Below are 12,179 nucleotides of genomic sequence, written 5' to 3' on the forward strand. Positions count from 1 at the left end.
TTTCGTGTTCTCCGCACCTCTCTGACAGTGCCCTTCCACTTCACCTCTCCTCCTGTTAGACTTGTTATATGACCATACACTTTCTCTACTTTGAAGGATGCCCTCACAGCAGAGAGACGAGAGAGCACCTGGAAGAGGCGCTCCAGCAGCTAGGGCTCGATCCTCACATGGTAAAGGACGTGCGGATAGAGAACCAGGAACAGGCCGAAACGTGGCGGTTTCCTGGGTCGCCCACCATCCTTGTCGATGCCACGGACCTCGCTACAGGTGAGGTGCCCACCACCGTGGGCTTCACCTGCAGGGTGTACCACATAGAGGGAAAGCCCACAGGTGTGCTTCCCACCCGGTTCATCGTGGAGCGACTCGAGTCTTTTCTCTCTCGCATGTAACACCGTCATACGCTCTGGCACACCCGTGTACCCATGATAAGGTTAAAGAGAGCGGTTCATTCCCTCTATTACATCAAACGGGAGGTGCCATGAAACGTGTGCTGTGTGCGCTTCTCTTTGTCGTACTCTCTCTTTCCCCTCTCTCCGCCACGGACTGGAAATCCATCACCACCCCCCACTTCAAGATCCTCTTTCCTGCGGAGCTAGAGGAGGATGCACAATACGTTGCAAACCTCCTGGAGCAGCACGTAGAGGAGATCTTCGGGATACGGCCAGAGGGTCCTGCACGCACCTGGCCGGTGGTCCTCTGGAACACCACCATGACGGCGAACGGCTCGGTGGGCCTCCCCCCTGCGGTGAGTTACTGGTACGAGGTGCCCTACGTGCGCGGCGGCCTGTTCGCAGGCGACTGGTACTCGCTCCTCGCTGTGCACGAAGGCCGCCACATGGCACAGGTAGATGCGGCCCGCCTGGGTCCCTGGTGGCTCTACTACGCCCTCGCCGGGGAGGCCGGCGAGGCGGTACACGAAGCCCTCACCATGCCCCTGTGGTTCATGGAGGGCGATGCGGTGTGGGCTGAGACGGCCTTCTCCGACAGGGGCAGGGGCCGCGTCCCGGCTTTCGCCTCGCAGTTCAGGGCCCTCACCCTGGAGCACCCCCTCTCCTACCACACCATGGTGAACCGATCCTATGTGGTCTATACCCCCAACCACTACGTACTCGGGTATCACCTCGTCTCCTACATCCGGGAGACCTATGGCGAGGAGGCGATCCAGGAGGCCATCAGATGGGGGAGCATGCTGCCCTATGTAGGGTTCGACATAGGTCTACGCCGGGTAACAGGCAAGGGGGTGAAAGGGCTCTACAACGAGATGATCTCGCATTACCAGAAGGTGTGGAAAGAGGAGGTGGAGGGGATACCCCGGTTCCCCTCCCGTACCCTGGTGCCAGAAAAGGGGGACTACACCTGGTACTCGGCGGTGCGGACACGGCCGGATGGCTCCCTCCTTCTGGCCCGGGGCACCCTCGAGAAGGGCACGGAACTGGTGCTCCGCACGCCAGAGGGAAAAGAACGCTCGGTGGGACGGATCCCTTCCGGTGAAGCCATGGCCCTCACCGATGAGAGCGCCTACTGGGTGGAGTACGCCCCAGGATGGGGCGAGCAGGAAGGGTGGTCAGACCTGTGGTACATGAACGTCGCCACAGGAAGGAAGAAGCGCCTCACCTCGAAAGGCCGGTACTACGGGGTGGGAGCCTCAGAGGACGGGTCTCTGGTCATAGGGTTGTGGTTCTCCCGTGATCGGAACGCGCAACTCCAGGTGTTCACAATGGAACGACCCGATGAGCTTCCCCCTGCGCCTTACTTCTCCTACACCTTCCCCCACGGCGAGGTACCCTCAGAAGTGGCGGTCTCACCCGACGGAGAGACACTCGCCGTGGTGGTGCACTCCCCTGCAGGCGTCTCCCTCCAGCTCCTCCACATCCCCACCGCCACCCGTACCACCCTCATCCCTCCACAGTCACTCCCCCTCACCTGTCCTCTCTACCGCGCCGAGGCCCTCTACTTCATCGCTCCCCTCCACGGCTACCCCGCCATCTACGCCCTCGTGCCCCAACCCGACGGCCCGGCCCGCCTCTTCCTCACCGCCACCGCCCCCTACAACATCACCGCCACCTCCATCACAGGTGGGATCCTCTACTATGCCGCCCACACCACCTGGAAAGGCCATTCCATCCAGACACTCGTCCTGGACCCCTCCTCCTGGCTCCCGGCCGAGGAGGCCCCTCACATAGCCCTCACCCCCACCCCCCGGGCATCCTCCACCCCCTTCGCCACCACCGCCCTCTCCTCCATGGACAAGATTGCCTACCCGGTCGAGGACTACTCCGTCCTTGGCCACCTCCTCAACATCCACTCATGGGCCATCCTCCCCTTTGACCTCGCACACCTCCACCCCGAGAAAACCCTCCTCAACACCGCATCGCTCGTCCTCTTCTCCAGCGACCTCCTCGGCACCACAGACCTCATCCTCTCTGCCGCCTACACCTTCCCCACCCACACCGCCCACGGGGGGTGGGCCTTCGACACCACCTACCTCGGTCTTGCCGGCGACTACCTCCTCGAGGGAGCACCGGGCACCCCCTCCAGCACCCACCTCGCCACAGTCCGCCTCCCCATCCAGGGCGGCCACGGCACGGGCCTCAACGCCGTCCGATGGCTCCTCCAACCGGAACTCACCGCAGGCATCACAACCTCCCCTGAAGAGGGGTCCAGATACCCCGTGGAGGAAACCCTCTCCTTCACCCTCAGGGGAATAGGAGGCCCAAGAGACCCCTTCCCGCTGTGGGGCCTCAGCGCAGAACTCTCCCACCTCCACTACCCCCTCCAGGACCAGGCTTCCTACCTCCTCTCTCAAACCCTCGACATACGCATCCCCGGCCTGCTCCCCCACGCAGCCCTCACGCTGGAGGCCCACACAGCCCAGGGCACCCACGACCTCAGCGGAGAACCCTTTGCCCTCGGCTACATCCCTTCCGATGAGGCGCACAGCATCCTCAGCCTCACGGCCACCTATGCCGTTCCCTTCCTCTACCCCGACCTCGCCCCTCTCGGCTCACTCGTCTACCTCAGGCGCATGAGACTCGCAGGCGTGTACTCCGCAGGCTGGCAGAGCACCGAACCCACCCTGCCCGACCTCACCACCACCCCTGTTCAGTCCGCAGGGTGTGGGCTCATCACCGACATGGGCCTCTTCGACATCCCCTCAGTGGTCTTCAGCCTCACCACCGGTATCTACTGGCCCTTCCCACCCCACGGTGACGGACGGCCCCGCCTGTGGCTGAACCTCGAGGTGGGAACTCTCACCATGTAGCACATCTCCCCACTCCCCCATGCGCCGCCTGCGTAAAAGGAGGGACCCCTCCCTCGAGGCCCCTCCTTACATCCGTCCGGAGGCACCTATCCCAGGGCCACGTCCAGCGTCATCATCACGGCAAAGCCTATGATCGCTCCCAGGGTGGAGACATCGGAGTTACCCGAGAGCTGCGACTCGGGGATCACCTCCTCTACCACTACGAAGATCATGGCCCCGGCCGCAAACGCAAGGGCATAGGGAAGCACGGGCTGCATCGCGAGCACGAAGGCGGCCCCCGCCACCGCGGCAACAGGCTCCACCACCGCAGAGAGCTGCCCCCAGAAAAAGCTCCTGGCCGGGCTCATTCCCTCGCGCCTGAGAGGGCCAGAGACCGCGAGCCCCTCGGGGAAGTTCTGGATCCCGATACCAAGGGCAAGGGCCACGGCCCCGGCGAGGTCCGCCGAGGGGATGCCCGCACCTACGGCTCCGAAGGCCACCCCCACAGCAAGCCCCTCCGGGATATTGTGAAGCGTGATCGCGAGTACCAACAGGAGCGTCTTCTTCCATGTGGTGTGGATGCCCTCGGCCTGCTCCACCGGCTGGCCCAGGTGGAGGTGGGGGAGCACCAGGTCCATGAGCCTGATGAACCCCGCACCCAGAAGGAAGCCCACGAGCGGGGGGACCCAGGGGATGAGCCCCATCTGTTCTGAAAGCTCTATGGAAGGATTCAAGAGTGACCAGAAGCTCGCAGCAATCATCACCCCCGCCGCGAACCCCAGCATTGCATCCATCACCTTACGGGAAGGATTGGGGAAGAGGAACACGCCGCCGGCACCAAGCGCGGTCATACCCCACGTGAACAGCGTGGCGAGAAACGCCTGAAGGATCACATGGGCCTCGATGAACCACTGCATACCGCCTCCTCTCGCACTACACCGTATGATCACATATACTTTACTAGAGGAATAATACTATGGGGAAGCTCCCTCGCACCACTCTACGCCCACTCGCCTGTCCATTCTGCGGGAGGACCAGTCTTCACTCACTCCCTCCCCTCACACAAAAGGAAGACGCGCTCAAGATGCCCTGCCCTTTGTGCCGGCGGACCTTCCTCGTGATCCGGAAGAAAGGCCTTCTCGGTACCCGTTATCGGTGCCATATCCTCTAGTAACGTGCGTCCAATGAACTCAGCACCCGACCTCGACCTCATCATGCAAGGCCCAATGCCGCACGCTGCGCCTCGTAGATGAGCCCGATCTCCTGTGCCGCGAGGTCGAGCATGGCATCGAGTTCCTCTCTGGTGAAGGCCCCCTTCTCCCCATTGCCCTGCACCTCAACCAGCCTGTCATCACACATCACCACGTTCATGTCCACCTGCGCGGCCAGATCGTGTGCAAAATCCAGATCGGCCACCAGCTGGCCCTCCACGATACCCACGCTCACCGCCGCCACCTGTCCTGCCAGAAAGTACTCAGGCCCCTCCACCCCGTGGAGCTCGGCGAGCTTCTCAAGCGCCTGGTAGAGCGCCACCCATCCCCCGCTTATGGCCGCAGTCCTCGTCCCACCGTCCGCCTGGAGCACATCGCAGTCTATCACAATGGTATAGGGTCCCAGCCTTGTGCGGTCGAGGGCGGCCCTGAGTGACCTCCCGATGAACCGCTGGATCTCCACCGCCCTGCTATCCCGCTCCCTCCGCTTACGCCCTTCGGGCACACTCGCAGGAAGCATGGCGTACTCAGCAGTGAGCCACCCCTCCCCTTCCTGCTCGATGAAGGGCGGCACCCCTTCTTCTATGGAAGCCGCACACAGCACCTTGGTGTTCCCGAACGAGACCAGACATGATCCCGCAGGATAGGCAAGCACACCTACTTCAAACGACATGGGCCTCATGCGAGCTATGCTAGAAGGAAGCTTCCTCCTCTGTCAAGGAAACATCCGTCACCTTATCATCACGGATCACCGCGACTTCATATCCCATTCGCAACACCCATCCTGTAACTTCTTCCCTGCTCTATTGTTTTTTCTAGAAAGTACCCGTATCATAGGTACGCATGAAACCCCGAAGGAGGACTCCGATGCGACCACACCTCCAGACGCTCGTGCCGTCTCTGGTTGCGCTCGCCGTTCCGGTGCTCCTCTACATACGGGGTGACATCCTCAAGGTCCTCCAACCTCCCCTCACCCTCTACAACGCATTCTCGCTCTTCCTCTACGGTGCGCTCGCCGTTGGGGGTGTGTGGGGGATCGTCCGCTCGTTCTTCGACAAGGGCGAGGCGAACGAGGACCGCTCAGACTCCTGAGCCGCACACGAGCGGCCGTCAATCTCATGCAGGGAAGGAGGAAGCCGTGATCGAAGTCCAACATCTCACCAAACGCTACGGCATCCACACGGCGGTCCACGACGTGAGTTTCAGCATCCAGAAAGGAGAGATCGTGGGGTTCCTCGGCCCCAACGGCGCGGGGAAGAGTACCACCATGAACATCCTCACCGGGTATCTCTCGGCCACCGAGGGCACCGTCGTCATCGACGGGGTGAAGCTCCTCGAAGAGCCGGAGGAGTGCAAGAAGAAGATCGGCTATCTGCCCGAGAACCCGCCCCTCTACGGCCACCTCACGGTGGACGAGTTCCTCAGGTTCGTCGCCGACCTCAAATACGTACCGAGGCGACGCCAGAAAGAACACCTCGAGTCGATCATGGAGAAGGTGGGGATCCTCCACGTGAGGGGACGCCTGGTGCGCAACCTCTCGAAGGGGTACAAGCAGCGCGTGGGGCTCGCACAGGCCCTCGTAGGGGATCCCGAGATCCTCATCCTGGACGAGCCCACCATAGGACTCGACCCCAGACAGATCATCGACATCCGCACCCTCATCAAGGACCTCGGGAAGGACAGGACCGTGATCCTGAGCTCCCACATTCTCCCCGAGGTGAGCATGGTGTGCAAACGGGTGCTCATCATCAACAACGGGGTCATCGTGGCCGACGACACCCCTGAGAACCTCGCCAAGCGGCTCATGGGTACCAATACCCTGCTCCTCCGCATCGAGGGCACGAGAGAGGCGGTGGAGAAGGCCCTCTCCGCCGTCAAGGAGGTGCAGGAGCTGGAGTTCCGCCCCTCCCAGGAAGAGGGTACGGTCGAGGTGGTGGCCAAGGCCCCGGAGGAAACCGACATCCGCAAGGCGGTCTTCACCGCCTGCGCCAGGGCCGGCCTCCCCATACTCCAGATGCGATCGCTCGACATCTCGCTCGAGGACATCTTCCTCCAGCTCGTCACCCAGGAATCCCAGACCAAGGAGGCAATCGCATGAAGGCGATCTACAAGAAGGAACTGCTCACCTACTTCGTGAGTCCGCTGGGTTACGTCTTCATGGGGCTCTTCCTCCTCACCACGGGTTTCTTCTTCGCCACAGGGAATCTCTTCACGAGGAGCCCCGAATACGCGAGCTTCTTCTCCTCGGTGATCATGGTCTTTCTTTTCTCCGCGCCTATCCTCACCATGCGGCTTCTCTCCGAGGAGAAGAATCAGAAGACCGATCAGCTCCTCCTCACCGCCCCCGTGCCGGTATGGCAGATCGTCACAGGGAAGTTCCTCGCCGCCTTCACGGTCTTTGCCCTCACCCTTCTCGCCACCGTGGTGTATGCCGTCATCATCGAGATCCACGGTTCCCTTCCCCTCTGGGAGACGGTGGGAAGCTATGTCGGCTTTCTCCTCCTTGGTGGGTGCTACATTGCAGTGGGCACCTTCATCTCGGCGGTCACCGAGAACCAGATCACTGCGGGCCTTGTCACCTTCTTCGCCATTCTCTTCTTCATCCTCATCGACAGCATTGCGAATGCCCTCCCTGCGGACGCCACCGCCGGTGCCGTATTTGCGGTACTCCTGATCGGAGCCCTCGGATTCTATCTCTACAGCACCACGAGGAATCCCCTTCTCGCCGCAGCGGTACTCCTCGTCGGTATCCTCGCCATAGGTATCGGCTACGGTATCGAGAAGAGCCTGTTCGAACGTCTCATACAGAAGGTGCTCGGGTGGTTTTCCATCAATAAGCGGTACCAGGAGTTCGGGCTTGGCATTTTCAACGTGACCTCCATTGTGTACTACCTCTCGTTCATCACCTTCTTCCTGTTCATCACCACACACGCGCTCGAGAAACGACGCTGGTCGTAAGGAGGCCGGAATGAAACAGATATTCAAACATATACGATCTGCCATGGAAGGTTTCATCTCTTCTCTCAACAGGGATCCGGTACGGTACGGCGGGTATGCGGCCATCCTCACGGTAGGTATGGCACTCCTCCTCGTATTGGTGAACATCCTGGTCCAGCAGATCGATCTCAAGTTCGACCTCACCGAGGAGAAGCTCTTCTCCCTTTCAGAGGAGAGTCTCAACTTTCTCAAAGGGCTCGATGAGGACATCACCGTCATCGCCCTCTACGAGGAAGGAAAGGCCCCGCGGGTAGTACAGGAGGTACTCACCCTCTACGAGAAGGCCTCTCCTCGAATTCACGTGGAGTACATGGACCTGGAGAAAAACCCTCAACTCGTCACGGAGTACGAAAAGGAGGGAGAGCGTCTCCAGCAGGGATCGATCATCGTGAAGGGAGAAGGAGCCTACAGGATCATCAGCTCGTACGATCTCTATGACATCAACTACAACTCTCCCCAGGGACCCGAGATCACGGGGTTCTCTGCAGAGAAGCGCATCACCGCAGCGATTCACGCCGTGACCACCGGCGCGAGCCCTGTGGTCTACGAGCTGGTGGGACACCGCGAGGAACGACTCTCCCGTTACGCAATGAACGACTTCCTCGAACGGGAGAACCTCACCTCCAAGGAACTCAACCTTCTCCAGGAAGGCGAGGTCCCTGAGGACGCAGCCGTGGTGCTCATCCTCGCGCCCAAGCAAGACCTCACCCCGGGCGAGGCAGACCTGCTTGACGCATATCTCGCTGAAGGAGGACGACTCTTCGTCGCGGCCGATGTGCGGGCAGGAGAGCTTCCGGTGCTCAACGATCTACTCTCCAGATATGGCGCTCGGTTCGACTACGGATTCGTGATCGAGCAGGACAGGGAGCGCCATACAGGCAACCCTTATCAGGTGGTCCCCAACGTGGAGTACCATGATATCACCAAGACCATCACCCAGAACAAAGAGGCGATCGTCCTCCAGTGGACGCAGGCCGTGAAGGAAGAGGAGATCAAGAGGCGGAACGTGAGTGTCACGCCTCTCCTCACCTCTTCGGACAGATCCTTTCTCCGAAAGGACCTGGAGAGAGAAGACATCCAGAGAGGAGAGGGCGACATCCCCGGCCCGCACACACTCGCGGCAGCTATAGAGGAACGTCTCGACGACAGGGGAGAGAAGAAGACGCGGATCGTCCTCGTGGGCGCCGGCACACTGCTCGAAACCTTGTATCCCTTCAACGCCCAGATCCCCGGTAATCTCGACTTCTTCATGGGCGGTGTGCTCTGGTGCATCGAGAGGAAGGACATGCTCTCCATTCCCTCCAAGAGCCTTCTCAATCTCCCCCTCAGTCTGACCGCCACGCAGGTGCTCGTCTATAGCGTGGTGGTAGTAGCCGTGATCCCCCTCGCCTTCTTCATCACTGGAACCATCATCTGGCTCAGGAGGAGGCATCTGTGAACAAGCGTGCAAAGAGTCTCGTGATCCTGCTCTCCGCCACCACCGTGGTGGCGGCGCTCATTCTCGTCCGCCCGCTCCTCCAGAAGGAGGAAGAGATAGAGGAGGATACGATCCTCTACGTGAGGACCCTCGAACGACAGGACATCGTGAGAGTCACGGTGGAACCCTCGGGGCTCGTCTTCGTTCGCGAGAAGAAAGAAGGAGAGGAAGGGTTGGGTGAATGGAAGTTCGCAGGCGAGACCCCTTACGCGATCGACAACTCAGAGGTGACGAGTCGCTGCTACAGCCTCACCAACCTGCGGGCCGACAGACTTCTCGAGGAGAACACCCAGGATCTCGCAAAATACGGACTGGATACACCACGGGCGAGCGTGCTCCTTGAAGACAAGAACGGAAACACCGAACGGATCCTCCTGGGAGACCTGAGTCCGGCGGGAAACACCTATTATGCGATGCGTGAAGGGGATAGCGCGGTATACACCATCCCCAAGTACATGGGAGACGCGTTCCTCATCACCCTGGACGACATAAGGGACAAACACCTCGCCTCGATCGACAGCAGCAAGCTGAAATATCTTCTCCTCGAGAGAAAGGGAGCCGCCCCCATCGAGATACAACCGACCACCCAGGAGGACAGGATCTTCGCACCTCTGAACACCTACAAGCTCACGAAACCCCTCGCCTACTGGATCGCCATCGATCCCCAGAAGTTCGAGGACTTCATCCTCCCCGTAACCGGGATCATGATCCAGGAGTTCACGGACCTCACTCCGGAGAAGGTGAATCTGGTCGATCCTCCCTATCACCTCCTGGTGGAGGGCGAGGACGAGACGCTCGATCTCTACATAGGCAGCCAGCTTCCCGACGGCAGGTACTACGCCCGCAGGCCGGAGAGCCATGAGGTGTTCGTGATCAAAGACATAAGCCGCGTACTCACGGCCTCTCCGTTCGACTTCATCGACACTATGATCTTTCTGGTGAACATAGACAACGTGGAAAGCTTCTCCATCATGGCTTCGGATGTCACCTATGAAGCGAAGATCGAGAGGGTAGCGAAGCCTGCACCCACGCCCTCCCCCACTCCGGGAGCATCCCCTGCATCGAGTCCTACGCCCACACCCACGCCTGAGGTAGAAGAACACTTCTACCTCAACGGCAAGGAGATAGAGGAGAAGGCCTTCCGCCAGTTCTATCAGAAGTGCGTGGGGATCGCCGGTGATTCCCCGAATCCCGCCCCGGACATCACGGGGAAACCGGAGGTGGTGATCTCCTACCGGTTCGACGAGACCCTCGGACACAAGAGTGAGCAGATCGCCTTCATCCCCTACGATGAAGAGTTCTACGCAGCTCAGCGGAGGGGCAAGGCCTACTTCCTCGTCTCCCGGAGGCAGATCGAGGCCCTCCTCGAAGCGGCCGAGGAAACCCTCACCCACCAGGTGGTAAGGGCGGAGGAGGCGGGAAGCTAGCCGAGGGGGCTCACAGGCATAAAAGAGCGCGCCCTGTGGGGCGCGCTCTTTCTTTTCCAGCCGCTCATGTTATTTGAGATAGAGCGGCCTAGCTGTATAGTGCGTGTGAAGGTATTTATGGGCCTTCTCGCTGAGCGGTTTTTCGAGGAACTCCTCATACAGCTGCTTGATGGCAGGGTTCTGGTGTGAGCACCGGTACACCGAACGCTCGTCGTCGGTGTAGATCCCTGCAGCCCGCTTGGCCCTGATTTCGTCGGTGGCGCCATACGGCTGACCCCCGCCCCCCACACATCCGCCGCGACAGGCCATCACCTCGATGAAGTGATAGGGTGGTTCCTTGCCTTCTTGCAAGGCCTGCTTCACCCTATCGAGCACGTACTGGACGTTGGAGATGGAGTGGGCCACCGCGATCCGCACCTGCGTGCCATCGATATCCAGAGTGGCCTCCTTCACACCGTCGAGTCCTCTGATGGGAGTGTACTCCACCTTCTCCATCTCCTTGCCGGTGATGAAGTAGTACACAGTACGAACAGCCGCCTCCATCACACCTCCGGTGACGCCGAAGATGGTACCGGCACCGGTGTATATCCCCAGCGGTTGATCCGCCTCTTCATCCGGGAGGTTGTGGAAGTCGATACCGGCCGACTTGATCATACGGGCGAGTTCCCGGGTAGTGATGGAGGCATCCTGATCCTTGTAACCCGAAGAGTACATGTTCTCGTCACGTTCGATCTCGTACTTCTTACTGGTACAGGGCATCACCGAGACCATGAAGATCTTGGAAGGATCGATCCCCTTCTTCTGGGCGTAGTAGGTCTTCACCATGGCGGCGAGCATCATCTGCGGCGACTTGGCCGAAGAGAAGTGGGGGATCATCTCGGGGTAGTACTTCTCAAGGTAGTCCACCCACGAGGGACAACACGTGGTGATGAGGGGAATGGGGCCCTTGCCGTGGGCGAATCGCTCCACGAACTCGCTCGCCTCCTCCATGATGGTGAGGTCGGCGGCGAAATTGGTATCAAAGATCGCGTCAAACCCAAGTCGTCGAAGTGCGGCATAGGTCTTACCGGTGAGAAGTGTGCCGGGCTCGTAGCCAAAGGCCTCCCCTATGGCCACGCGCACCGCAGGAGCGATCTGTACCACGGTGTGGATCTCGGGATCCATGATGGCTTCCCACACCTTCCGGGTGTCGTCCTTCTCGTAGATGGCTCCGACGGGACAGTGGGCCGAGCACTGGCCGCACTTGATACACGGGCTGTCGTTGAGCGCGATGTCGCCCGCCGGAGCGATACGGGTACCGTCGCCCCTTCCCAGAAACTCGAGCGCCCACACGTTCTGCATGCTCTGACACACGTTCACACACCTGCCGCACTTCACACACTTCGAAGGATCGAGCACGATGGAGGGGGTGGAGCTGTCCTTGGGCAGATCAACGATGTTCTTCTCGTAGGGCTGCTCCCGTACTCCGAACTCGGCGGCAAGGCGCTGCAGTTCGCAGTTCTGGTTACGCGGACAGTAGAGACAATCATCGGGATGGGTGGAGAGGATGAGCTCGATGACGGTCTTTCTCACCTGAACGATCTCAGGATCGTGAGTGATCACCTCCATCCCATCCTCGAGCGGTGTGGCACAGGCCCTGAGCATCTTGGGGCTGCCCGCCACCTTCACCACACAGATACCACACGCACCCCACGCAGGCAGGTCGGGATGGTGACAGAGGGTAGGGATCTTCACCTGTGTCTGCTTTGCTGCATCGAGGATGCTCGTGCCCTCAGGCACCTCTACCTGTATGCCGTTTATCGTAGCCGTTATCGTCTTCATCATGG

General features: G+C 60.3%; 10 protein-coding genes. 7 read left to right on the forward strand and 3 right to left on the reverse strand.

What is annotated here, in order from left to right; all coding sequences use genetic code 11:
• Positions 1 to 68: 68 nt before the first annotated feature.
• Together SPITH_RS07655 and SPITH_RS07660 are read left to right on the forward strand one after the other, a co-directional pair.
• Complete coding sequence (locus SPITH_RS07655) at positions 69 to 389, forward strand: DF family (seleno)protein (RefSeq protein ID WP_014625093.1); 321 nt, start codon at positions 69 to 71, stop codon at positions 387 to 389.
• Between the two features lie 89 nt (positions 390 to 478).
• Positions 479 to 3,262 carry a TolB family protein gene (locus tag SPITH_RS07660; protein WP_014625094.1) on the forward strand — a complete coding sequence of 928 codons (2,784 nt, stop codon included), beginning with the start codon at positions 479 to 481 and terminating at the stop codon, positions 3,260 to 3,262.
• A gap of 86 nt (positions 3,263 to 3,348) precedes the next feature.
• On the opposite strand, the gene SPITH_RS07665 is transcribed toward SPITH_RS07660, so the two are convergent.
• Both SPITH_RS07665 and rph read right to left on the reverse strand, forming a co-directional pair.
• Positions 3,349 to 4,158 carry a ZIP family metal transporter gene (locus tag SPITH_RS07665; RefSeq protein WP_014625095.1) on the reverse strand — a complete coding sequence of 270 codons (810 nt, stop codon included), beginning with the start codon at positions 4,156 to 4,158 and terminating at the stop codon, positions 3,349 to 3,351.
• Between the two features lie 295 nt (positions 4,159 to 4,453).
• Positions 4,454 to 5,134 carry a ribonuclease PH gene (gene rph / locus SPITH_RS07670; RefSeq protein WP_041624065.1) on the reverse strand — a complete coding sequence of 227 codons (681 nt, stop codon included), beginning with the start codon at positions 5,132 to 5,134 and terminating at the stop codon, positions 4,454 to 4,456.
• A 185-nt stretch (positions 5,135 to 5,319) separates the two neighbouring features.
• On the opposite strand from rph, the gene SPITH_RS07675 reads away from it, so the two are divergent.
• From SPITH_RS07675 to SPITH_RS07695, 5 genes are read left to right on the forward strand one after another with little or no spacing between them, the layout of a single operon-like run.
• Positions 5,320 to 5,544 (forward strand): hypothetical protein, encoded by a 225-nt coding sequence (locus SPITH_RS07675; protein WP_014625097.1) that lies wholly within the window; start codon positions 5,320 to 5,322, stop codon positions 5,542 to 5,544.
• A gap of 46 nt (positions 5,545 to 5,590) precedes the next feature.
• Positions 5,591 to 6,550 (forward strand): ABC transporter ATP-binding protein, encoded by a 960-nt coding sequence (locus SPITH_RS07680; protein WP_014625098.1) that lies wholly within the window; start codon positions 5,591 to 5,593, stop codon positions 6,548 to 6,550.
• On the forward strand, positions 6,547 to 7,410 hold the full coding sequence (locus SPITH_RS07685) for an ABC transporter permease (protein ID WP_014625099.1): 864 nt from the start codon (positions 6,547 to 6,549) through the stop codon (positions 7,408 to 7,410). Before SPITH_RS07680 ends, SPITH_RS07685 begins: the two co-directional genes overlap by 4 nt.
• A gap of 10 nt (positions 7,411 to 7,420) precedes the next feature.
• A complete protein-coding gene (locus tag SPITH_RS07690) occupies positions 7,421 to 8,887 on the forward strand; it encodes a GldG family protein (RefSeq protein ID WP_014625100.1) in 1,467 nt (488 codons plus the stop codon).
• On the forward strand, positions 8,884 to 10,353 hold the full coding sequence (locus SPITH_RS07695; RefSeq protein WP_014625101.1) for a DUF4340 domain-containing protein: 1,470 nt from the start codon (positions 8,884 to 8,886) through the stop codon (positions 10,351 to 10,353). The genes SPITH_RS07690 and SPITH_RS07695 overlap by 4 nt, the downstream gene beginning before the upstream one ends.
• A gap of 69 nt (positions 10,354 to 10,422) precedes the next feature.
• Here SPITH_RS07695 and SPITH_RS07700 read toward each other — a convergent pair whose 3' ends face one another.
• Positions 10,423 to 12,174: an NADH-dependent [FeFe] hydrogenase, group A6 gene (locus SPITH_RS07700; RefSeq protein ID WP_014625102.1), complete on the reverse strand. Its 1,752-nt coding sequence runs from the start codon at positions 12,172 to 12,174 to the stop codon at positions 10,423 to 10,425.
• Between the last annotated feature and the right edge of the window lie 5 nt (positions 12,175 to 12,179).

The organism is Spirochaeta thermophila DSM 6578, from assembly GCF_000184345.1.
In the GTDB taxonomy this organism is placed as follows: domain Bacteria; phylum Spirochaetota; class Spirochaetia; order Winmispirales; family Winmispiraceae; genus Winmispira; species Winmispira thermophila.